The organism is Pseudosulfitobacter sp. DSM 107133 (assembly GCF_022788695.1).
Lineage (GTDB): Bacteria > Pseudomonadota > Alphaproteobacteria > Rhodobacterales > Rhodobacteraceae > Pseudosulfitobacter.
The window spans coordinates 566878-589832 of record NZ_CP085154.1; the positions used below are offsets into that span (position 1 = coordinate 566878).

Consider the following 22955-nt stretch of genomic DNA (forward strand, 5'->3'; position numbering starts at 1 on the left):
CAATCGCTTAAACATGGCAGCGCACCTGATGGCCGGGGTGGACTTCGATCAGCGCGGGAGCCTCTGCACCCTCAAAGCGAAACATTTCGGGCCATGATTTAGGCGATCCGGCCCCTTTGGCGACCAGCGCCAGATCAATGGGGCGCGACAGGTCGGGTTCGGGTTGGGCGGCGATCAGCGCCTTGGTGTAGGGATGTTGCGGGTTGTAAAACAACGTGTCGGGCGGGGCCTGTTCGACGATGACCCCCTGACGCATCACGGCCACCTCGTCTGCGATGCGCGACACCACGGCCAGATCGTGACTGATGAACAGATAGCTCAGCCCCATGCGCCCCTGAATGTCCTCAAGCAGGGTCAGGATCTGTTCCTGCACGGACACATCCAGCGCCGAGGTCGGCTCGTCACAGACCAGAAGTTGCGGGTCCAGCGTCAGGGCACGGGCGATCGAAAGCCGCTGGCGCTGGCCGCCTGAGAACGCATGCGGAAAGCGCCCCAGCATGTCGGGTGACAAACCCACCCAACGCAGCATTTCGGCGGCCTTGTCGCGCCGGTCGGCGCGGGTGCCGATCTGGTGGATCTCCATCGGTTCGGTCAGCGCCTCCTGAATGCGCATACGCGGGGACAGCGACGAATAGGGGTCTTGGAACACCATCTGCGCGGCGCGCTGAAAGCGCGTGCGCTGGGCGCGGTCCATGGCGTGAACGGGCAGGGCGTCCTCTGCTCCCTGGGCGCGAAACAGCACGCGGCTGCCGTCGTCGGGCACTTCCGCGCCCAGTGCGATGCGGGCGCAGGTCGTCTTGCCCGAGCCGCTTTCGCCCACCACGGCCAGCGTGCGGCCACGCGGCAGCGACAGGTTCACGTCGATGCAGGCCCGCACGTTTATCGGAGCTTTCCAGCCACCGGCGCGCACCTGATAGGTCTTGTTGACGTTCTGCATGTCCAGGATCAGGTCATTGTGCGGTACGGGGTCCGAAGGAGCCGCCACTTCGGGGATCATCGGTGCGGCGGCGAACAGTTTCTGCGTATAGCCGTGTTGCGGCGCGCCCAGCACGGCGGCTGCGGGGCCGCTTTCCATGACGGCCCCCTTGTTCATCACAACGACTTTTTCGGCCATATTGGCCACAACGCCCAGATCGTGGGTGACAAGGATCACCGCCATGCCGGTGTCGCGCTGCAAATCCTTGATCAGCCCAAGAACCTGCGCCTGCGTGGTCACATCCAGCGCTGTTGTCGGCTCGTCCGCGATCAGCAGGTCGGGTTTGGCCACCATCGCCATGGCAATCATCGCCCGCTGCCGCATGCCGCCCGACAATTCGAACGGATAAGCGCGGTATACCCGTTCGGGATCGGCAAAGCCCACCTGTTCGAATGTCTCGAGCACCTGCTTGCGCGGATTGGCTCCGGTTTTCGTGCGGTGCAGTTTCAGCACTTCGGACACCTGATTGCCAATCCTGTGCAGGGGCGACAACGAGCGCATCGGCTCTTGAAAAATCATCGAAATGTGGTTGCCGCGAATGTCGCGCATCTTGCGGTCTGGCAGGGTCAGCAGGTCTTGCACTGCGCCTTCGCGGCCAAAGCGAATGCTGCCCGAGCGCAACTGCGCCGACCCCGGCAGAATGCGCAGCACCGACCGGCAGGTCAGCGTCTTGCCCGAGCCGCTTTCACCGACCAGCGCCAGCGTTTCGCCCGGCATCACGGAAAAGCTGACGCCATGCACCACGGGCGGCGCGGTGCCGAACCCGATGCTTAGGTTTGCCACATCAAGAAGTGGTGTCATGCTTTCCCCTGTTGCGCTTTGTCTGCCGCGCAGTGTTTGCCACAGTGAAACCCGATTTCGTGCCTCAGGTCCAGTGATGGCGCGTTTGTGTGCGCCTTGCCCTACACATTCGCACCATAGTGCCCCATGTAGATCACAAATGACCCACCAAGGAGACCGCCCGCATGAGCCGACTGGATATGTTTATTGACCGGATGGTGTCCCAGCGCGCCTGTCTTGACCACGCTGCCGCCATGGTGGCCGATATGGACGGTCCTGCGTTTGAACTGGGGCTGGGCAACGGGCGCACCTATCATCATATGCGCAAGGTGCTGGACCCGCGCGATATTTTTGTGTTCGAGCGGGCGGTTGCCTCGCATCCTGACAGTACACCGCCCGATGATATGCTGATTTTGGGTGACGTGTTCGAAACATTGCCTCAGGCATTGGTGCGCTTCGGGCCGACGGCGGCATTGATCCACGCCGATCTGGGCGGGCACAACCGTGCCAAGAATGATGAATTTGCCCGCAACATTTCGCCCTATGTGCAGCCGTTGCTGGCGCCGGGCGGGCTGATGGTGTCCAGCGACCGGATGTATTTTGACGGTCTTGAGGAACTGCCCCTTCCGGATCAGGCGGTGCCGGGGCGGTGCTTTATTTACCAGGCACCGCGATAGCTGCGAACCGCGATGCGGTGACAGGTTGTTTGTGACGTGGCGGCTTTTGCCATCCGGTCTATGTTCTTCTTGCGAGGCTATGTACCTTGTGTCTATCTGGCCGCGCTGGTGCGGAATGCAGTTTCGCATCCCGAAACGGGAGGCCAGCACGCAAGACGGCCGAACCGGAGGAGAGCCCAGACATGAGCGACAAGATTGCATATTCACGACATGGCGACATTGCCGTGCTGACGGTACAGAACCCACCTGTCAACGCGCTGAGCCATGCGGTGCGTCAGGGCCTGTGGGACGGGATGGACCGCGCCGAGGCGGATGAGGGTGTCAAGGCTGTGCTGATTGTGGGTGAGGGGCGCGCGTTTTTCGCCGGTGCCGACATCACCGAATTCGGCAAGCCGCCGATGGAGCCGCATCTGCCCGTTTTGATCAACCGCATCGAGGCTTCGCCTCTGCTGGTGGTCGCGTCGATGCATGGTGTCAGTCTGGGCGGCGGGCTTGAGGTGGCTTTGGGCTGTCATTACCGGATCGCAGTGCCCTCTGCCCGCGTTGGCCTGCCCGAAGTACATCTTGGTCTGATCCCCGGTGCCGGTGGTACGCAGCGCATGCCGCGTCTGATCGGTGTCGAGGCCGCCTTGGATATCATGACAACGGGCCGTCAGGTAAAGGCCGACGAGGCCGCCAAGCTGGGCCTGATCGACAAGATCAAAGATGGCGATCCCAAACAGAACGGCATTGAATACACCGAAATGCTGTTGTCTTCGGGTGAACCACGGCTTCCGGTTTCGGAATTGGAACCGCCCGCCGCGATTGACTGGGACGGCGCATTCGATGCCATCCTTGCGCGTGGCCGCGGCCAGATTTCCCCTGCCTGGTGCGTGCGTGCCGTGCAGGCAGGTGTTGAAAAGCCCTTTGACGAAGGTCTGGCCGCCGAGCGCAAGATCTTCATGGACCTGATGGCCACCGACCAGCGACAGGGCATGATCCACGCGTTCTTTAGCGAACGTGCCGTGGGCAACCTGCCGGAACTGAAGGGCGTTGAACCCCGCAGCCTACAGCACATCGGTGTGATCGGTGGCGGCACCATGGGCGCGGGTATCGCGACCTCGGCCCTGCTGTCGGGCTTGCAGGTGACGCTGCTGGAGATGACGCCGGAAGCAGGAGAGGCGGCCCACAAACGCATCGCGGGCAACCTCAGCGGCGCGTTGAAACGTGGAAAGATCAGCCAGGACAAACATGACGCGATCCTGACCAGCATTCTAACAGTCGTCACCAGCTATGACGCGCTGTCCGATGTCGATCTGGTGATCGAGGCGGTGTTCGAGGAAATGTCGGTGAAGAAAAAAGTCTTTACCGAGCTGGACCGCGTTTGCAAAAAGGGCGCGATCCTTGCGTCGAACACATCCTATCTGGACGTGAACGAGATTGCCGCCTGCACCAGCCGTCCCGAGGACGTGATCGGGTTGCACTTCTTCTCGCCTGCGCATGTGATGAAGCTGTTGGAAATCGTCGTGGCCGACAAGACCGCGCCCGATGTGGTCGCCACCGGGTTCGAGCTGGGCAAACGCATGAGCAAGATCAGCGTGCGCGCCGGTGTCTGCGACGGGTTCATCGGCAACCGCATTCTGTCGACCTATCGCACCGCCGCCGACCACATGATCCTGGACGGTGCGTCGCCTTATGAAATCGACAAGGCGCTGGAAGCCTTCGGTTTTGCCATGGGCCCCTATGCTGTGGCCGACCTTGCCGGTCTGGACATCGGCTGGGCCGTGCGCAAACGCAAACGCGCCGAAGGCATCGACCCGCGCGCGCGTGACAGCTCCTATGCCGACAAGCTGTGCGAAGACGGCCACTTTGGCCAGAAAACCGGCAAGGGCTATTACGACTATTCCGCAGGGGCCAAGGCCCGCGTGCCGAACCCGGACGTGATGCCGTTGATCGAAGAGGAGCGCGCCAAACAGGGCATCACCCCGCGTGATTTCACCTCGGAAGAGATCGTGCGCCGCTATATGGCCGCGATGGTCAACGAAGCGGCCAAGGTCGTGGGCGAGGGCATTGCCCGCCGTCCGCTGGACGTGGATATGACGCTGCTCTTTGGCTACGGCTTCCCGCGGTATCACGGGGGACCGCTGAAATGGGCCGATATCGTTGGCCTGCCCGAACTGCTGGCCGACATGAAAGAGTACCAGAAGGAAGATCCGTATTTCTGGCAAATTGCGCCGCTGCTTGAAAAGCTGGTGGCCGAAGGCAAGACATTCGACGACCTCAACAAGGCCGCTGCGGCCTGATCCCGATAAGGAGACCGGATATGGACCTGAGCTATACCGACGAAGAACTGGCATTCCGCGACGAGGTTCGCGCATTCATGCGTGACGAGCTTCCCAAGGAGATGTCGGACAAGATCCGCCTTGGCGAAGAGCTGGGCAAGGAAGGTCAGGAAAAATGGCATGCCATCCTGAACAGCAAGGGCTGGCTTGCGCCGAACTGGCCGAAGAAATTCGGCGGGGCCGAATGGAACGCCGTGCAGCGTCACATTTTCGAGGAAGAGGCCGCCGCACACCACGCGCCGCGCATCGTGCCCTTTGGTCTGTCGATGCTGGCGCCCGTGCTGCAAAAGTTCGGCTCGAAAGAGCAGCAGGACTATTGGCTGCCACGTCTGCTTGAGGGCAAGGATTGGTGGTGTCAGGGCTATTCCGAGCCGGGCGCCGGCTCTGACCTCGCGTCGCTGAAAACCCGCGCCGTGCGTGATGGCGACCACTATATCGTCAACGGGCAAAAGACATGGACCACGCTGGGCCAGCACGCCAACATGATCTTCTGCCTGGTGCGCACCGACCCCGACGTGAAACAGCAAGAGGGCATTTCGTTCCTGCTGATCGACATGAATACCCCGGGCATCGAGGTGCGCCCGATCATCCTGCTGGATGGCACGCACGAGGTGAACGAAGTATTCTTTGACGACGTCAAAGTGCCGGTCGAAAACCTTGTTGGCGAAGAAAACAAGGGCTGGACCTATGCCAAGTATCTGCTGACTCACGAGCGCACCAATATCGCGGGCGTCGGGTTCTCGCAGGCCGGTCTGAACACCGTGAAACGCATTGCCCGCGCCGAAATGGCCGGAGGCAAGCCGCTGATGGCGAACCCGCATTTTGCCGCACGCGTCGCGCAGGTCGAGATTGACCTGAAAGCGATGGCGACCAGCAACCTGCGTATCATTTCGAAGGCTGCTGCCGGTGGCGCGCCGGGGGTTGAAGCGTCGATGCTGAAGGTCAAGGGCACGATCATCCGTCAGGAAATCAACGATCTGGCACGTCGGGCCGTTGGCCCCTACGCGATGCCCTTTGCCTCGGAAGCGATCGAAGGCAGCAACGAAGCCTTGCCCGATCCGCACGAGGCCGGTCCGGTCGCGGCGCAGTATTTCAACAATCGCAAGCTGTCGATCTTTGGCGGCAGCAACGAAATCCAACGCGGCATCATCGCGAAGGTCATGATGGGAGGCGGTCAATGAACTTTGATCTGACAGAAGAGCGGCAAATGCTGCAAGACAGCCTGCGGCGCTACCTGCGGGACAAATATTCCACAGCCACGCGCAACGAGATTCTCGAAAGCGCGGCCGGCATGTCGACAGACGTCTGGGCGCAGCTGGCCGAACTGGGCGTCATCGGCGCGCTGTTCACCGAAGAGCAGGGCGGCTTTGGCGGTGCGGGTTTCGACATCGCCGTGGTGTTCGAGGAACTGGGCCGCGCGGGCGTGGTCGAACCGTTCATGGACAGCGCATTGATCGGGGGCCGCATCCTGGCCGCCTGTGACAAATCCGATCTGGTCGAAGAGATGATCGGTGGCGGCCTGCAACTGGCCGTGGCCCATGGCGAGCCGACCAGCCGCTATGACCTGAGCCATGTGCGTACCTCTGTGGACGGGGGCAAGCTGAACGGGCGCAAGGCGGTGGTGATGAACGCCGAAATGGCAGATCACCTGATCGTTTCGGCCCGCACCAGCGGCGACGTCGCGGACGAGGCAGGCATTTCGCTGTACCTTGTGGCCAAGGACGCGCCGGGTCTGACCATTCAGGGCTATCCCCTGCTGGCCGGTGGCCGCGCCGCCGAGGTGACTCTGGACGGTGTCGAGGGCGAACTGCTGAGCGAAGACGGCTTTGCCGTGCTGTCTGACGTGATTGCGCTGGCGACCACTGCGCAATGTGCTGAAACTCTGGGCGCGATGGACACGGCAACACGGCTGACCAACGACTATCTTGGCACGCGCAAACAGTTCGGCCGCCCCATCGGCACCTTTCAGGCGCTGGCACACCGCATGGCGGACATGCTGATCGAAATGGAACAGGCGCGCAGCGCCGTCATCAACGCGGCGGGCAACCTGAACGAAGAGACCCGCATTCGCGATCTCAACATTTCGGCGGCGAAAAACCTGTTGGGCCGCGCCGGTCGTCTGATTGCCGAGGAAGCGATCCAGATGCACGGCGGCATCGCCATGACGCAGGAATACGAACTGGCTCATATCGCCAAGCGTATCACCATGGCCGATCACCGCTTTGGCGACACCGATCACCATCTGGAACGCTTTATCGCGCTGAGTGCTGCCTGAGATGATGGACGGGCCGGGCATCATCCGCGACGAGACGGGCGCGCAAACGCTCTTGGGGTATGTGGTTGATATTTCGGCCAAAGATGGAAAAGGACGCTGCGTGCTGGATGTCGGCGCGCAGCATGGAAACCGGCATGGTGTTCTGCATGGCGGTATCATTGCCTGTCTTCTCGACAATGCGATGGGCTATGGCGCGGCGGTGCATGTGTCCGAGGATGGCAGCGCCAAATTCCTGACTGTTTCGATGAACACGCAATTCATTGCCCCCGCCCCCGGCGGGCGGGTGATCGCCACCGGCAAGATCACCGGCGGCGGGCGCAACCTGATGTTTGCCGAAGGCGAATTGCATCACGAAGACGGCCGTCTCTTGGCGACGGCCACCGGCGTTTACAAAAAGGTAGCGGAGGGACGGGGATGAGTGATCCATATCTTGAGGATACGGGCGACAGTCTGATTGTCTGGAACGGCAATGTGCATATGCGCGGTGCCTTGTCGCCCGAGCTGTATGCGGTGATCGAAGAGGCCTTTGCCAAGGCGCAGGAGCCGCGCATTCGCGCGGTGGTGCTGACGTCGCAGGGTGGGTTCTTTTGTGCGGGCGGTAACCTGAACGTGCTGATCGCGCGGCGTGATATGGCCGAGGATGCGCGGCGCGAAAAAATCGACGAGCTGCACAACCTGATCCGCCTGATCCGCAACAGCCCCGTGCCGGTGATCGCTGCCGTCAAAGGCGGTGCGGCAGGCGCGGGCGCGTCCATTGCGCTGGCCTGTGACATGATCGTGGCAGAGGAAGGTGCGAAATTCACCGCCTCTTATGTCAATGCAGGACTGGTGCCGGATGGCGGCCTGACCGCGCATCTGGCCCGAATGGTCCCGCGCCAGCTGGCGATGGAGATGTGCGTGCTGGCGCAGCCGGTGACCGCGGAACGGATGCAGGCCCTGGGTGTCGTCAGCCAGCTGAGTGCGGCGGATGATGTGGTGCCATCGGCGCTGGCCATCGTGGACCGCATTTCCAAAGGTCCCCGCGTCGCCCAAGGGCGCATCCGCGAGATGGTGGCACGCGCATATGATCAGGACGAGGCCGCGCAACTGGATACCGAGCGTGACGGTATGGCCTGGGCTGCGGGGGCTGACGAGGCCGCCGAGGGCATCGCAGCATTTCTGGAAAAACGCGCGCCGGTGTTTGACAAATGACCGCGCGGGTCGAGGATTTTCTGGCGCATCAGGTTGCCACGCGACCTGACGGGTTGGCGTTCGAGGACAACACCGGTGTGCGTGTGACCTACGCCGAACTGGACGCTGCCGCTGACGACATCGGCGCGCGGCTGACCGGTCTGGGCGTCGTCGCGGGCGACCGTGTTCTGATGCTGTCCGAAAACTGCGTGGCCGCCGTGGCACTGCTGTTCGGCGCTTGGAAGATCGGGGCCACCGTGGTGCCGTTCAACGCGCGCCAGACGGCGGGCGAAGTGCAGAAAATCATCGACCACGCAGAACCCAGCGCGCTGGTCTGCACCAGCGCCGCGTCGCCGGATGCGGCGGCCCATGGCGCACGGTTCGGCGCGGTCGAGGTGGCGGGCCTCTATGGCACGCTATCTTTCGCAGCGCTTGAGGGCGGCGAACCAGATGCGGCCACCGACGTCGCGATCCTGCTGTACACCACCGGTACCACCGGCACGCCCAAGGGCGTGATGTTGACCCATGACAATGTGCGCTTTGGCGGGCTGACCTCGTCCAACCTGCGTAATATGACACCCGATGACGTGATCTATGGCGTGCTGCCGATGACCCATGTGTTCGGCATGTGCTCGGTCATGGCGGCGGCGGTCTATACCGGCGCACCTGTGCGGCTGGCGGCGCGGTTCGATGTGGCGGCGACCTACGAGGCGTTGAAAACCGGCGTCACGCTTTATTCCGCCGTGCCGCAGATGCATGCGCTGTTGATGGCCTACACGCGCAAGATGGGGTACACGCGGCTGGACAGCCCGACGTTGCGCTATGTCTCCTCCGGCGCGGCCCCGCTGGACCCGGCGTGGAAACGTCAGGCCGAGGCGTTCTATGGCGTCGCCTTGCAGAACGGTTACGGTATGACCGAAACCAGCGCAGGCACCGCTGCCACCACCAATGCGATCGGTGACCCGGATATTTCGGTTGGCCCCGCCCTGCCGGGGGTCGAAGTGGCGCTGGACATGGACGCGCCCGGATCGGGCGATGGCGTGGGCGAGGTGATCACCCGCGGCCCGCAGATCATGAAGGGCTATTACAAGAACCCCGAAGAAACGGCCAAGGTGTTGTCTGCCGACGGCTGGCTGCACACCGGTGATCTGGGGCGTATCGACGAAAAGGGGCACCTGCACATCGTGGGCCGGTCCAAGGAACTGATTATTCATGGCGGTTTCAATGTCTATCCGCCCGAGGTCGAGGCGGCGCTGAACGATCACCCGCAGGTGATTCAGGCGGCGGTGATCGGGCATAAGGTGGACGGCGACGAAAAGGTGCTGGCTTTTTGTCAGGTGGCCGATGGCGACGATGTCAGCGTTGATGCATTGCGCGCCTTTGCCGCCGAGCGGCTGGCGGGCTATAAACGCCCCAGCCAGATCATTCTGGCGTCGTCCTTGCCCGCGGCACCCACGGGCAAGATCCTGAAGCATAAACTGCTGGAAGCCTTTGCCGATCAGATCGGCTGAGGCTTTGACTGCGGGCTTTTAGGCCCAGACACCTTCGGCAGCGGCGCGAATGGCGCGGATGTTTTCGCCGTAAGGGGCGGGGTTCTGGACCGAGCCGCCCTTGAACACGGCAGAGCCTGCCACCAGCACATCGGCGCCGGCCTGGGCGACCAGCGGCGCGGTCTTGGGATCAACGCCACCGTCAATTTCGATGTGAATGGGGCGGTCACCGATCATGCTGCGCAGGGTTTTGATCTTGGTGGTCATGTCGATGAATTTTTGCCCACCGAAACCTGGGTTCACGGTCATCACGCAGACCAGATCAACCATGTCCATCAGCTCCGCGACGGCGGATGCAGGCGTGCCGGGGTTCAGCGCCACACCGGCCTTGCAGCCCGCCGCGCGGATCGCTTGCAGGGTGCGGTGGATGTGCGGGCCGGCTTCGATATGGGCGGTCAGAACATCGGCGCCGGCCTGCGCGAAAGCGTCGATATAGGCATCAACCGGCGAGATCATCAGGTGCACGTCCATCACGCCCTTGATGTGGGGCCGGATCGCCGCACAGGTGGCGGGGCCAAAGGTGATGTTGGGCACGAAATGGCCATCCATCACGTCTACATGAATCCAATCGGCGCCCTGCGCTTCGGCAGCGGCGCATTCGGCACCGAAATTGGCGAAATCGGCGGCAAGGATGGAAGGGGCAATTTTGATCGCGCGGTCGAAGGTCATGAGGGCAGCCTTTGGGTGTTGGGGTCGGGCTGTCTATAGCGGGCGATGTGCATTGTGGAAAGTGCGGGAGCCTCCGGCGGGAGTTTATTTGGCAAGATGAAGGGTCAGATCTGGTAATAATCGCGATACCACGCGACGAAGGCGTCGATGCCGGTCTGGATCGGCGTGGCGGGGCGTTTGCCGGTCAGGGTTTCCAGCAGGGTTGCATCGGCCCATGTGGCGGGAACATCGCCGGGCTGCATGTCCTTGAAATTGATCTGTGCAGGCGTGCCGCAGGCGGTTTCGATGGCGGCGATGAAATCCATCAGCTTGACCGGCGCGCCGTTGCCGATGTTGACAATGCGGTGCGGTGCCACGGGGCTGAGGCTGTCGCCCGCGACAGGTTTGCCCCGCTCGGGGGCCGCGTCGATCAGGGCGCTGATGGCGGCGGTCAGATCGTCGATATAGGTGAAATCGCGCATCATGTCGCCGTGATTGTAGACGTCGATCGCCTCGCCATTCAGGATCGCGCGGGTGAATTTGAAGTGGGCCATGTCGGGGCGGCCCCATGGCCCGTAGACAGTGAAAAAGCGGAACATTGTGATCGGCAGATCATAAAGATGCGCATAGCTGTGGGCCATGTTCTCGGTCGCCTTCTTGGTGGCGGCGTAGAATGACATCTGGCTGTCGACCTTGTCGGCCTCGGTATAGGGCATCTGCGTGTTGGCGCCGTAGACCGAGGAGGTTGAGGCCAGCAGCATATGGGCAGGCGGAAAGGCGCGGGCGGCTTCGAGCAGTTCGAAGGTGCCGACGAGATTCGCCTCGACGTAAGAGCGCGGGTTGTCGATGGAATAGCGCACGCCCGCCTGGGCGGCCAGGTGGATGACCGCGTCGGGGTGGTGTTTGTCGAAAAGGTCCAGCAGGGTGCCGGGTGTTTCCAGCCGTTCGGTCAGGGCGGTGAAGCCAGCGCTTTGGTTCAGCATCGCGTGACGCCGTTCTTTCAGCGTCACATCGTAATAGTCGGTCATCGCGTCCAGCCCGATCACCCGCCAGCCCTGATCCAGCAGACGGCGGGCGGTGAAGTATCCGATGAAGCCGGCCGAGCCGGTGATAAGTGCGGTGCGTGTCATGGCGCAACTTTGGCTGAGGAATGCGGGGATGGCCAGTGTTGGTGCGATTAGTTTGACAAGCAAATTTATTCAGGGTCAGGATGCGTCGAGGAGAATTTGCCATGTATATCGGTTTGGATTTGGGCACGTCCGGCGTGCGCGCACTTTTGGTGGACGAGGGCGGTGTGCCCGTGGATGCGCAAGAGGCGCATTATCAGGCGGCCCATCCTGCACCCGGATGGAGCGAGCAGGATCCGGCCATGTGGGTGGCGGGCTGTCGCACTGCGCTGGCAGCGCTGAAGGCGGCGCATCCTGCCGAATATGCCGCGGTGCGGGGGATCGCCATTGCCGGGCACATGCACGGGGCGGTTCTGCTGGACAGTTCAGACGAAGTGTTGCGGCCCTGTATCTTGTGGAACGACACGCGCAGCCATGCCGAGGCGGCGGCATTGGATGCGGCAGACGAGGTGCGCGGCATCAGCGGCAATATTGTCTTTCCGGGCTTTACCGCGCCCAAGCTGGTCTGGGTCGCCCAACACGAGCCGGATGTGTTCGCGCGGGTGGCCAAGGTGGTCTTGCCCAAGGATTATGTCAGCCTGTGGATGACCGGCACCTGCGCCAGCGAGATGTCTGATGCGGCAGGCACTGCGTGGCTGGACGTGGGCGCGCGCGACTGGTCCGATCGCTTGCTGGACGCAGGCAGCATGCGCCGTGATCAGATGCCCGCGCTGCACGAGGGCACCGGTGTGATCGGCCCGCTGCGCGATGCTTTGGGCGATGAATTGGGCCTGCCGCGCGGGGTTCTGGTGATTGCGGGCGCGGCGGACAATGCCGCTGCCGCCTGTGGCGTCGGTGCGTTGAAAGAGGGCGACGGTTTTGTCTCGCTGGGCACTTCGGGTGTGGTGCTGGCAGCGCGTGACGGATTTGCACCGGATGCGGCCAGCGCCGTGCACACGTTCTGTCATGCGGTGCCGGGACGGTGGTATCAGATGGGGGTGACGCTGGCCTGTACCGACAGCCTGAACTGGCTGGCGCGGATCACGGGGCAGGGGCCCGCGGCGCTGACGGCGGCGCTGGGCAATGACGTGCGCGCGCCGGGCAGACTGCGGTTTTACCCCTATCTTTCTGGCGAACGCACGCCGCACAATGATGCGCAGGTGCGCGGTGGCTTTAGCGGGCTGGACATCGCCCATGAGGTGCCCGACATGACGCGCGCCGTGCTTGAAGGTGTCTGTTTTGCCCAGGCCGACAGCCTGAAGGCGTTGCAGGCCACAGGGGCCAATCCGCAAAGCCTGTTGGCCATTGGCGGTGGTGCAGCGTCGTCGCATTGGGTGCAGATGCTGGCCAACACCCTGAACCTGCCGCTGGATATTCCGGCACGCGGCGAATTTGGCGCGGCCCTTGGTGCGGCCCGTCTGGCCATGTGCGGCGTGACCGGCGCCGATCCGGTGGAGGTGATGACCAAGCCCGAGATTGCACGGACGGTCATCCCCGACACCTCCCTTGTCGAGGCATGTGCCGAGGCGCATGAGACCTATCGTGCGGCCTATGCCGGGCTGAAGGCATTGCAGTAACGGGGGGGAATGATCATGAGTGACAGGTTTTTTGATTTCACGGGCGGCCTTGCGGCACTGGCCCTGTGGGCCGGAACGGCGCTGGCCGGTGATTTGCCCGCGCCTGAAGCCGAGTTTCCCGTGGCGGACATGCCCCAGATCGAATTGGGGCGGCTGCTGTTTTACGACCCGATCCTGTCGGGGGGCAAGACGGTCAGCTGTGCCACCTGCCACCATCCGCGCCATGCCACGGGCGACGGGCTGTCGCTGGGATTGGGGGACGGGGCCATGGGCCTTGCGCCGGATCGCAAGGCTGATCCGGCGAACCTGCCCACCCATCGCATACCGCGCAATGCGCCCGCGCTGTTCAACGTCGGTGCGCTGGAGTACCGGACGTTCTTTCATGATGGCCGTCTGGAGCTGGACGAGACCCGCGACAGTGGCATCCGCACGCCGCTTGGGCGCGAGATGGAGCAGGGCTTTGCCAGCCTGCTGAGCGCGCAGGCAATGTTTCCGGTCCTGTCCGCCGACGAAATGGCAGGCCATCTGGCCGAAAGCGACGTGTCCAAGGCGACGCGCCAGGGGTTGATGACCGGACCGGGCGGGGTGTGGGATATTCTGGCGCAGCGGGTAGAGGGTATTCCCGAATACCGCGCGCGGTTTGAGGAGGTGATCGGGGACAAACCGGTGCATTTCACCGATATCGCCGATGCGATTGCGGCCTTTATCACCTTTGAATGGCGCGCCACTGACAGCGATTTTGACAAATCGCTGCGCGGCGAGCTTGAGCTGACGCCGAATGAGGCCTTTGGCCGCGACTTGTTCTATGGCAAGGCTGGGTGCAGCAGTTGTCATTCCGGCCTGTTCCAGACAGATCACGACTTTCATGCCATCGCCATGCCGCAGATTGGACCGGGAAAACGCGCGCTATTTGAAAGCGGCGCGGCGGACGAGGGGCGGATGCTGGTCACAGGCGACCCTGCGGATGCGTTCAAATTCCGCACGCCGTCCTTGCGCAATGTGGTTCATACAGGACCTTACGGGCACGCCGGGGCCTATGCGCAGCTTGAGGATGTGATACGCCACCACCTGAACCCTCAGAAATACCTGGCTGAATATGACCCGGCGCAGGCAGTCTTGCCCGCTCTGGGTGGGGTGGTGGACACCACCGTGATGGACGATCCGGCCGAGGTGGCGCGCATTGCTGCGGCCAACGAACTGGCACCAAGTGCGCTGAGCCACGGGCAGATGCAGGCGATCATCGCCTTTCTGGGGGCGTTGACTGATACCGCCAGCCTGACGGGGCCGCTGGGTGTGCCTGCCACCGTGCCCAGCGGGCTGCCGGTGGATCAATAGGCTCGTGGATCAATAGGCCCGAGGCGCGGCGCCCGGACGCAGGTGATAGCGGGCGTTGGTTTGTACCGTGGTCCAGCCCGAGGCAGGCGCATTGGGCCACAGCACGCGGACTTGCACCGATGTCGCAGATCCCAGGCCAAAGTGTTGCGGCGCGTCTGATCCACCCGCATGGCCACCGCCCACCACCAGTTCGCGCGACTGCACGGATGTGCCGTCGTCCACCTCGATCCACGCACCGATGGCGCGGGTGTTGATGTCGGGCTGGAGCAGGTCCAGAGACAGCCAGTTGCCGGTGTCGGTGCTGGTGTTGTGCCAGACCTCTAGCGGAGCGCGGCGGTTGACCACGGCCAGATCCAGCAACCCGTCATTGTCGAGATCCACCAGCGCCGCCCCGCGCCCACGGTGCAGCGAGGCGACACCGGCGGTGCCGCCTGCTTCGACAAAGGACCCATCCGCTTGTGCGATCAGCAGGTTGTTGGGGTCGTCCATTGCCATGCCGGGCATCTGCTGCACATTGCCCTTGGCGATAAAGGCATCGTCAAACCCGTCATTCTGCACATCGCCAAACGAAATATGCCAGCCGGTCGAGGGTCGCCCGTCGCCACCGGTATAGGGTCGGTGCGCGGTCGATCCTCGCGCGAAGGGCACATCGGTATAGCCCGGCCCGTCGCCCGTGGGTTGCTGCAAACGCTGGTCGCCCATCGAACTGAGGAACACTTCGTCGCGCCCGTCGCGGTCCAGGTCGCGGGTGGCGATGCCCATGCCCCAGATGTGATGTTCGGCCCAGCCGTCGGCTTCGGTATACAGACGCGGTTCGGGGGCCATCTGCCACAGCTGCTCGGCGCCGCCGGTGACATAGTAATGCCGGTCGTTCGACAGCCGCAGATCGGCCTGCCCGCTGCGCGACCAGTCGGTGAACAGGGCAGAGAGCGGGCAGAACCCCGGCGCCAGAACGGTCTGCTCCCAGCCCTCCCCCTGTGGTCGCCACAGGCTGTTGGTGTCACAGGCCTGAAACGGGCCGTCGGGGTTGGTGCGGTCGACATTGTGGCCCATCGCGAGTGTGGGGCGGTCCTGCCCCTGTTCCCATGTGGCCGAGAATGCTGTGGTCCATTTGTCGGGAAAGTCGATCATGTCAGCGGGGGCAAAGCCGCATGCACCGTCGCCCAGCCATATCTGGTCGGGGCCAACGCGCAGCATCACCAGATCCAACTTGGCGTCGTTGTTGATGTCCAGCGCATAGACGCCCGTGGTGTCGCTGACGGGCAGGGGAGTCATGCGCAAACGGATCGCCTCATCGCTTTCGTTGACAAAGACAGCCGCCGGATTGCTGCCCCCCGCCGCGACCAGATCGGTGCGCCCGTCGCTGTTGCAATCGAATGCCGTCAGGCCACCACCGACAAAATGTTCCCAGCCGCCATCATATTGATGATGCGGCACGGTGACCGGGGTGAACTGCGGTTCGGCCTGCGCGGCACCTGCGCAGAGGATCAATACAACACTAATCCGCATCGACACGCCCCTCGCGCGCGGCGCGTTCCTGTACGAACTCCAGCGCATAGGCGGCCGCCCCGCGCGCCCACATCAGGTTGCCCCATTTGTGTATGACCACTTCGGGTGGGGCAGCGTCGACCTGAACGATGGATTTACGCATCTCGGCCATGACCGCGTCGGAATAGAGGTAATCGAACTGCATCTGCTCTCCCGCGAGAATGATTAATTCAGGATCGAATATATTGACGATATTGGCCAGCCCCATCGCAAACATCCGCCCTGCGCGTGCCACGATCGACGCCGCCGCGCTGTCGCCTGCTTCGGCTGCTTCAAGCAACCGCGCGATCTGGCTGGCCACCGAGGTATCGGGGCCAAGGGCGGTATCGGCTTCGCGCAGCAGCGCATATTCGGCAACATAGGCTTCCAGGCAGCCCCGTTGCCCGCAACGACACAGCGCGCCTTCCAGCTGCACCTTGGTATGGCCGAACTCTGCACCGCATCCGCGCGTGCCGCGATAGATCTCGCCGCCCAGGATGATGCCCATGCCGACACCCGCTTCGAGGGTGACCACGATGAAATCGGACCGCCCCCGGCCAAGGCCAAAGGCTTTTTCAGCCATGGCCACAAGGTTCGCGTCATTGTCCAGATAGGCAGGCACCCCCATCTGCGCCGTCAGATCGGCGGCAAAGTCCACATTGCGCGCGTTCAGCGAAGGTGACCAGTGCACCGCGCCCGCGCCGGCATCAATGGTTCCGGCCAGACCAACGCCAACCCCCGAGATGTCGGCGGTTGCGTGCCCGGCCTTGGCCGCCAGCGTTGCCACAGCATCGCTGATAAATCCGGCCAGCGCCGCAGGGCTGTGCCGCCCCGGGGCAAGTGGCGCTTCGTGGTCGACCAGCTGGGTTCCTTCAAAGTCCATCAATACCAGCGAGATCCGCGTGCCCGATACTTTGACCCCTGCAACCAGATGGGCCGAGCCTGCAATCTTGAGGTCAACGCGGGGTCGGCCACGGGTTGATGCGGCACCGTCATCGCGGGGAACCTCCGCGATCAGACCATCGCGCAGAAGATCGGCGGTGATGGTTGTCACCGTTGCCCGACTGATTCCCGTGCGCTGTGCAAGGTCGATCCTCGGGATGCGTCCCTCTTGAGAAATCTCGCGCAGCAGGATCAGGCGGCTGTCTTCTTTTTGGTGTCCGAATGCCATCTTAATTTATATTATTCCAAGGGGTTAAGTTGGTTCTTCACGCCAAGTGTTCCGGTAGAATGGCGTTATTTTTTGGGCTTGTCCAATTTAATTTGCTTTCCGAATTAAAATGCCTAATGATGCGAACACGCCACTGTGCTGCGTGCAACAGTTGGGCAAAGTCTTGGGAGGACACAATGAAATTAATGAAAACGGTCGCCTTGGCTGCGACGATCACCGTGACGGCCGTGGCCGCCTGGGCGCAGGACATCACTGTTGGTGTCAGCTGGTCGAATTTCCAGGAAGAACGCTGGAAGACCGACGAAGCCGCGATGAAAGCAGCCATCGAAGCTGCGGGCGCCAAATATATCTCGGCTGACGCGCAAGCCTCGGCTGCCAAGCAGCTGACCGACGTCGAGGCGCTGATCGCGCAAGGCGCCACTGCGCTGATCATCCTGTCTGTCGACAAAGACGCGATTGGCCCCGCCATCGATCAGGCCGACAACGAAGGCATTCCGGTCGTCGGCTATGACCGGCTGATCGAAGACCCGCGCGCCTTTTACCTGACCTTTGACAACAAGGGCGTTGGCCGGATCATCGCCCAGACCGTTAAAGACGCACAGCCCGAAGGCAACTTTGCCATCATCAAGGGCGACAAGGGCGACCCCAACGCGCTGTTCCTGCTGGAAGGCATGATGGAAGTCATCGGTGCCGACGTTGAAGCAGGCAAGATCACGATTGTCGGTGAAGCGTTTAGTGATGGTTGGAAGCCTGACAACGCACAACGCAATATGGAGCAGATCCTGACGGCCAATGACAACAACGTCGATGCGGTTCTGGCCGAAAACGACGGTATGGCCGGTGGCGTGATTGCCGCCTTGCAGGCGCAGGGCCTGAGCGTTCCTGTGGGCGGTCAAGACGGCGACCATGCGGCGCTGAACCGTGTGGCGCGTGGCACGCAAACCGTGTCGGTCTGGAAAGATGCGCGTCAGCTGGGCAAGAAAGCCGCTGAAATCGCCCTGTCTCTGGCAGATGGCACGGCGATGTCTGATGTCGACGGTGCCGAAAAATGGTCTGGCGGCGAAAAAGGTGTGGAAATGACCGCGATCTTCCTCGCGCCGACACCGATCACCAAAGACAACATTTCGGCTGTGATCGACGCAGGTCACATCGCGAAAGACAAAGTCTGTGCCGGCGCCATGGATGGCGTGGACGGCTGTAACTAAGGCCACAGGCCCAAGGCACCGGCGGGCAATAGGCCGGCCGGTGCCGCAATCTGATTTTTCATGACACTTCAGCCGGATCCGCTGCGCACCCTGCGCAAACAGGATCGGCTTATCTGACGGGTGCGGATATGACTGACACGAACGAACACAGCCCCACCGCGGCGGCCGCGCGCAGCCAGCCCGGGTTGGTACAGCGTTTCATGCGCGACACCGAACTGGACACGCGCCTGCTGGGGATGCTGGGCGCATTGGCACTGATCTGGGTGGGCTTTCACGTCTACGGCGCGGTCAACAACGGCTTTGGCGCATTCCTGACGCCGCGCAACCTGTGGAACCTTTCGGTTCAGACCTCTTCGATCGGGATCATGGCCTGTGGCATGGTGCTGGTCATCATCACCCGCCATATCGACCTGAGCGTCGGTTCGGTCCTGGGGTTTTGCGCGGTGATCATGGGGATTACCCAGGTTTGGTTTCTGCCGCATCTGGTGGGGCTGGAACATTGGAGCGTCTGGATCATTGCCTGTATCGTCGGGATGATCGCAGGGATGCTGGTGGGGGCCATCCACGGCTGGTTGATTGCCTATCTGTCGATCCCGGCCTTTATCGTGACGCTGGGCGGTTTGCTGGTGTGGCGCGGTGTGGCCTTTCTGATTACGCGCGGCGAGACGATTTCGCCCCTCGACAGCACGTTCAAGCTGATGGGTGGCGGGCCGAACGGGGCCGTGGGGGCCACAGGCAGCTGGATCGTGGGCATCATTGCGTCCATCGCTGTGGTTGCGCTGATCGTGATGGGGCGCGCGCGGCGCAAGCGGTTTGAATTCCGGCTGCGTCCGATCTGGGCGGAATGGTTTATCGGCATCGTCAGCGTGGGCGCTGTTGTTGGCGCGGTGCTGCTGGTGAATGCCTATCCGTGGCCCGTGGGCATCGTGCGCCGCTATGCCAAGGCAAACGACATTCAAATTCCCGAAGGCGGCCTGTTCATCAGTCACGGCTTTGCCATTCCGGTGCTGATCCTGCTGGTGGTGATCGTGGTGATGACCGTGGTGATGAACCGCACCCGCTTTGGCCGCTATGTTTATGCCATCGGCGGCAACCCCGAAGCGGCGGCATTGGCGGGCATCAATACCCGCTGGATGACAGTCAAGATTTTCGCCCTCATGGGCTTTCTGACCGGCCTGTCGGCAGTGGTGGCCTCGGCCCGTCTGGGGTCGGCAACCAACGCGCTGGGCACCTTGGACGAACTTTATGTGATCGCCGCCGCCGTCATCGGGGGCACCTCGCTCAGCGGTGGTGTCGGCACCATCTATGGCGCGGTTCTGGGCGCATTTGTCATGCAATCGCTGCAAACAGGCATGGTGCTGATCGGCTTTGACGCCGCGGTGCAACAGGTCGTCGTGGGTGGCGTTCTGGTGCTTGCGGTCTATCTGGACAATCTCTACCGGAGGTCTTCGAAATGAGCAGTAAAACCAACACTGGCACGCCGCTGATCGACATGCGCGACATCTGCATCAGCTTCGGCGGTGTGCATGCTGTCGACCATGTGTCGGTCGATCTGTACCCCGGCGAAGTCGTGGGCCTGCTGGGCCACAATGGCGCGGGAAAATCGACGCTGATCAAGATCCTGTCCGGTGCCTACAAGATGGACAGCGGCGAGATCTATGTGAAGGGCGAACGGGCCGACATTCGCAGCCCCCGTGACGCGCGGCGCTATAACATCGAAACGATCTATCAGACGCTGGCGCTGGCCGACAATCTGGACGCCGCAAGCAACCTGTTTCTGGGGCGCGAGCTGACCTCGCCGCTGGGGCTGGTGGACGACGACGCGATGGAAAGCGAGGCGCGCAAGATCATGGCGCGGCTGAATCCGAACTTTCAAAAGTTCAAGGATCCGGTCAGTGCGCTGTCGGGCGGTCAACGCCAGTCGGTCGCCATTGCGCGTGCGGTCTATTTCAACGCTCAGATCCTGATTATGGACGAACCGACGGCGGCGCTGGGTCCGCACGAGACGCAAATGGTCAGCGAGTTGATCACGCAGTTGAAGGCCGAAGGCATCGGGATTTTCCTGATCAGTCACGACATTCACGACGTGATGGAACTGTGCGACCGCGCGTCGGTGATGAAGAACGGCAAGCTGGTGGGCACGGTTGATGTGGCCGATGTGACCGACGACGATTTGCTGAGTATGATCATTCTTGGCAAACAGCCCGGAAAGGCAGCGTAAAACATGAAATCAGTCGTGGCAGATGTGGGCGGCACCAATACACGCATGGCCTATGCACAGGGCGGTGTTCTGGTTGCAGACTCGGTAAAATGGTTTCGCAATGACGATTATCCCACATTTGCCGATGTGCTGGCCGATTTCTGTGCGGGGGCAACGGTGGACCGGCTGTGTGTGGCCATCGCGGGCCCCGTTATGCCGGGCCATGTGCGCCTGACCAACCGTGACTGGTCGTTTGATGCTGAAGAGCTGGGGGCTGTGCTGGGCGGCGCCACAGTGCGGATCATCAATGATCTTGCGGCTGTCGGTCATGCGCTGCCCTATCTGGCGGCTGAGTCTGTGGCTTTGGTTGTTCCGGGGCGCGCGGCCCCTGGCGGGCAGGGGCTGGTCGTCGGGTTGGGGACCGGGTTTAACATCAGTCTGGCCAACGGCAGCGGCGTGATGTTGTCCGAAGAGGGGCATGCGGGTTTGCCCATCGGTGTCTACAGGATCCTGCAGGCGCATCTGGGGGAAAAGGCGCTGGCCTTTGAGACGGTCGAACAGCTGTTTGCCGGAGCCGGCTTGCGGGCGTTGCATCGGGCGATGGGCGGCGCGGAAATGCCCAGCCAGCAGATTGTGGCCGAGGCGCGGGAAACCATGAAGGTGTATCTTGCCGCATTGGCTGCCCTGTGCCGCGATATGACGTTCCAGTTCATGCCGCTTGGGGGCATCTACTTCAACGGCGGACTGGCGCGGGCGGTTGTCGGATTGCCCGAGGCAGGCGCGTTTTTGGCTGCGGCGCGGGTTCAGGACAGGTTCGAGGGAACGTTGTCGGAAATTCCGATGTGGGTTGTGACCGATGATGCAGCCGCTCTTGCAGGCTGTGCGGCCTGTCTGGATCAGGTTTAGCCACCCAAAGCGCGCGATGGATTGCATCGCACCGCACGCCTCTGAATGTGTCGGGCTATGAGGCCATCAGCCCTTGGCAATCTCGATGATGGTCTCGTAAGCCGTGTCAAAGTCGCGCTCTTCGCAATCGAATTGCCCTGCGGTGAACCGGATAACCTTGACCCCGTCCACAAGTGTCTGGGTCAGATAAATGCGCCCGTCGCTGTTGATCGCCTCGACCAGCTCTTGCGTCTCGTCGTCGCTGGCGCCTTTTACCTTGAACGTCCACAGCGACAGGATCGGATCGGTCACGATCTCGAAGTCGGGCAGGGCGCGCAGGCGTTCGCACAGGGCTTGCGACCATGCCACATGGTTGCGGATGCGGCTGCGCAGCCCTTCCATGCCATAGCTGCGCATCAGGAACCACAGCTTGAGCGCGCGAAAGCGGCGGCCCAGCGGAATCGACCATTCGGAATAGTCGATGATATCGCCCTGCGCGTGGGTTTTCAGATATTCGGGCTGGATCGCCAGCGTTTGACGCAACAGGTCGGGATTGCGCAGGAAATGGGCGGCACAGTCGAATTGCGCACCCAGCCATTTGTGCGGGTTGAACACGATGCTGTCAAAGCGCTCGGCGCCTTTCCAAAGCGTGCGGAATTCGGGGCAGATCATCGCGGTGCCGGCCCATGCGGCGTCGAGATGGGAAAACAGGTTTTCGGCTTCGGCGATGTTGGCCACCGCTTCGATGTCATCGCAGGCGCCCATGCCGGTGGCCCCTGTGGCGGCGATGATGCCCGCGGGCACAAAACCGGCTTCGCGGTCACGGTTGATTGCGTCTTGCAGGGCGATGGGGTCCATTCCGCGCAGGTCGCCGGTGCTGCGGATCTTGACCAGATTGTCCTGCCCGATACCTGCCACCCAGATGGCGCGGTCGACCGAGGTGTGGACCTGATCCGAGCAGTAGATGCGCAATTTGGGCTGGCCTGACAGGCCCTGTACATTGCCCTGCCAGTTCAGCGCCCGTTCGCGCATGGTCAGCACAGCGGCCAGCGTGGCGCTGCTGGCGCTGTCCTGAATGACGCCCTGGTAACCGGCCGGCAGACCCAGACCCTGGCGCAGCCAGTCCATCATCTTGGTTTCCATCTCGGTTGCTGCCGGAGAGGTCTGCCACAGCATGCATTGCGGCGCGATGATCGAGGCGACAAATTCCGCCAGCACCGACGCGGGGGCGGCGTTTGAATTGAAATAGGCAAAGAAACGCGGGTGCTGCCAGTGGGTGATCCCCGGCATCACCACCTTTTCGAAATCGGCCATGATATTGGTCATGTCGGTGCCGTTTTCGGGCGGGCTGTCGGGCAGTTGTGCCGCCACGTCTCCGGGGGCGGTTTGTGCGCGTACCGGACGATCACGTATGGTTTTGTGATAATCCGCGCCCCAATCGGCAACGTCTTTGGCGTGGGTTGCGAATTCGTTCCAATTCATGTCTTGGTGTCCTGTATGTTGGGGTCATGGGGCGCAGGCTGGTGGTTCGCCATCGCGAAGGCAACCGTGG

19 protein-coding genes are annotated in these 22955 nt (G+C 62.4%); 13 read left to right on the plus strand and 6 right to left on the minus strand.

Translation table 11 applies throughout. The annotated features are described in order from the left end of the window. Positions 1 to 7: 7 nt before the first annotated feature. Positions 8 to 1777 carry an ABC transporter ATP-binding protein gene (locus DSM107133_RS02720; protein ID WP_114292375.1) on the minus strand — a complete coding sequence of 590 codons (1770 nt, stop codon included), beginning with the start codon at positions 1775 to 1777 and terminating at the stop codon, positions 8 to 10. Between the two features lie 164 nt (positions 1778 to 1941). Between DSM107133_RS02720 and DSM107133_RS02725 the strand changes: the two genes are divergently transcribed. The 7 genes from DSM107133_RS02725 to DSM107133_RS02755 all read left to right on the plus strand — a co-directional run bounded on the left by DSM107133_RS02725 (position 1942) and on the right by DSM107133_RS02755 (position 9710). Further along, positions 1942 to 2433, plus strand: coding sequence for a class I SAM-dependent methyltransferase (locus DSM107133_RS02725; RefSeq protein WP_114292376.1), 492 nt, complete (start codon positions 1942 to 1944; stop codon positions 2431 to 2433). Positions 2434 to 2615: 182 nt separating this feature from the next. Then, positions 2616 to 4715: an FAD-dependent oxidoreductase gene (locus tag DSM107133_RS02730; RefSeq protein ID WP_114292377.1), complete on the plus strand. Its 2100-nt coding sequence runs from the start codon at positions 2616 to 2618 to the stop codon at positions 4713 to 4715. 20 nt (positions 4716 to 4735) lie between these two features. Next, positions 4736 to 5935, plus strand: coding sequence for an acyl-CoA dehydrogenase family protein (locus tag DSM107133_RS02735; RefSeq protein ID WP_114292378.1), 1200 nt, complete (start codon positions 4736 to 4738; stop codon positions 5933 to 5935). Beyond that, on the plus strand, positions 5932 to 7029 hold the full coding sequence (locus DSM107133_RS02740; protein WP_114292379.1) for an acyl-CoA dehydrogenase: 1098 nt from the start codon (positions 5932 to 5934) through the stop codon (positions 7027 to 7029). Before DSM107133_RS02735 ends, DSM107133_RS02740 begins: the two co-directional genes overlap by 4 nt. A gap of 1 nt (position 7030) precedes the next feature. Beyond that, positions 7031 to 7447, plus strand: coding sequence for a PaaI family thioesterase (locus DSM107133_RS02745; RefSeq protein ID WP_114292380.1), 417 nt, complete (start codon positions 7031 to 7033; stop codon positions 7445 to 7447). Beyond that, complete coding sequence (locus DSM107133_RS02750) at positions 7444 to 8220, plus strand: enoyl-CoA hydratase family protein (RefSeq protein WP_114292381.1); 777 nt, start codon at positions 7444 to 7446, stop codon at positions 8218 to 8220. Before DSM107133_RS02745 ends, DSM107133_RS02750 begins: the two co-directional genes overlap by 4 nt. Continuing rightward, positions 8217 to 9710 carry a class I adenylate-forming enzyme family protein gene (locus DSM107133_RS02755; protein ID WP_114292382.1) on the plus strand — a complete coding sequence of 498 codons (1494 nt, stop codon included), beginning with the start codon at positions 8217 to 8219 and terminating at the stop codon, positions 9708 to 9710. Before DSM107133_RS02750 ends, DSM107133_RS02755 begins: the two co-directional genes overlap by 4 nt. Before the next feature lie 18 nt (positions 9711 to 9728). On the opposite strand, the gene rpe is transcribed toward DSM107133_RS02755, so the two are convergent. Together rpe and DSM107133_RS02765 are read right to left on the minus strand one after the other, a co-directional pair. Continuing rightward, positions 9729 to 10418 (minus strand): ribulose-phosphate 3-epimerase, encoded by a 690-nt coding sequence (gene rpe, locus DSM107133_RS02760; RefSeq protein WP_114292383.1) that lies wholly within the window; start codon positions 10416 to 10418, stop codon positions 9729 to 9731. A gap of 104 nt (positions 10419 to 10522) precedes the next feature. Next, positions 10523 to 11527 carry an SDR family NAD(P)-dependent oxidoreductase gene (locus tag DSM107133_RS02765; RefSeq protein WP_114292384.1) on the minus strand — a complete coding sequence of 335 codons (1005 nt, stop codon included), beginning with the start codon at positions 11525 to 11527 and terminating at the stop codon, positions 10523 to 10525. 101 nt (positions 11528 to 11628) lie between these two features. Here DSM107133_RS02765 and xylB point away from each other — a divergent pair, with 101 nt between their 5' ends. Beyond that, positions 11629 to 13080 carry a xylulokinase gene (gene xylB, locus DSM107133_RS02770; protein WP_114292385.1) on the plus strand — a complete coding sequence of 484 codons (1452 nt, stop codon included), beginning with the start codon at positions 11629 to 11631 and terminating at the stop codon, positions 13078 to 13080. Between the two features lie 15 nt (positions 13081 to 13095). Next, the gene (locus tag DSM107133_RS02775) at positions 13096 to 14415 is read left to right on the plus strand and encodes a cytochrome c peroxidase (protein ID WP_114292451.1); all 1320 of its coding nucleotides are present in this window, start codon (positions 13096 to 13098) and stop codon (positions 14413 to 14415) included. Between the two features lie 9 nt (positions 14416 to 14424). On the opposite strand, the gene DSM107133_RS02780 is transcribed toward DSM107133_RS02775, so the two are convergent. After that, positions 14425 to 15924 carry a CRTAC1 family protein gene (locus DSM107133_RS02780; RefSeq protein WP_114292386.1) on the minus strand — a complete coding sequence of 500 codons (1500 nt, stop codon included), beginning with the start codon at positions 15922 to 15924 and terminating at the stop codon, positions 14425 to 14427. Then, positions 15914 to 17113, minus strand: coding sequence for an ROK family transcriptional regulator (locus DSM107133_RS02785; protein WP_114292387.1), 1200 nt, complete (start codon positions 17111 to 17113; stop codon positions 15914 to 15916). Before DSM107133_RS02785 ends, DSM107133_RS02780 begins: the two co-directional genes overlap by 11 nt. 185 nt (positions 17114 to 17298) lie before the next feature. Between DSM107133_RS02785 and DSM107133_RS02790 the strand changes: the two genes are divergently transcribed. From DSM107133_RS02790 to DSM107133_RS02805, 4 genes are all read left to right on the plus strand, one after another. Beyond that, the gene (locus DSM107133_RS02790; protein WP_205387770.1) at positions 17299 to 18318 is read left to right on the plus strand and encodes a substrate-binding domain-containing protein; all 1020 of its coding nucleotides are present in this window, start codon (positions 17299 to 17301) and stop codon (positions 18316 to 18318) included. A gap of 128 nt (positions 18319 to 18446) precedes the next feature. Continuing rightward, positions 18447 to 19775: a sugar ABC transporter permease gene (locus tag DSM107133_RS02795; protein WP_114292389.1), complete on the plus strand. Its 1329-nt coding sequence runs from the start codon at positions 18447 to 18449 to the stop codon at positions 19773 to 19775. Further along, positions 19772 to 20539, plus strand: coding sequence for an ATP-binding cassette domain-containing protein (locus DSM107133_RS02800; protein WP_114292390.1), 768 nt, complete (start codon positions 19772 to 19774; stop codon positions 20537 to 20539). The genes DSM107133_RS02795 and DSM107133_RS02800 overlap by 4 nt, the downstream gene beginning before the upstream one ends. A 3-nt stretch (positions 20540 to 20542) precedes the next feature. Next, positions 20543 to 21424 carry a glucokinase gene (locus tag DSM107133_RS02805; RefSeq protein WP_114292391.1) on the plus strand — a complete coding sequence of 294 codons (882 nt, stop codon included), beginning with the start codon at positions 20543 to 20545 and terminating at the stop codon, positions 21422 to 21424. A 66-nt stretch (positions 21425 to 21490) separates the two neighbouring features. On the opposite strand, the gene DSM107133_RS02810 is transcribed toward DSM107133_RS02805, so the two are convergent. Beyond that, on the minus strand, positions 21491 to 22885 hold the full coding sequence (locus DSM107133_RS02810) for a pyridoxal-dependent decarboxylase (protein ID WP_114292392.1): 1395 nt from the start codon (positions 22883 to 22885) through the stop codon (positions 21491 to 21493). Positions 22886 to 22955 lie beyond the last annotated feature (70 nt).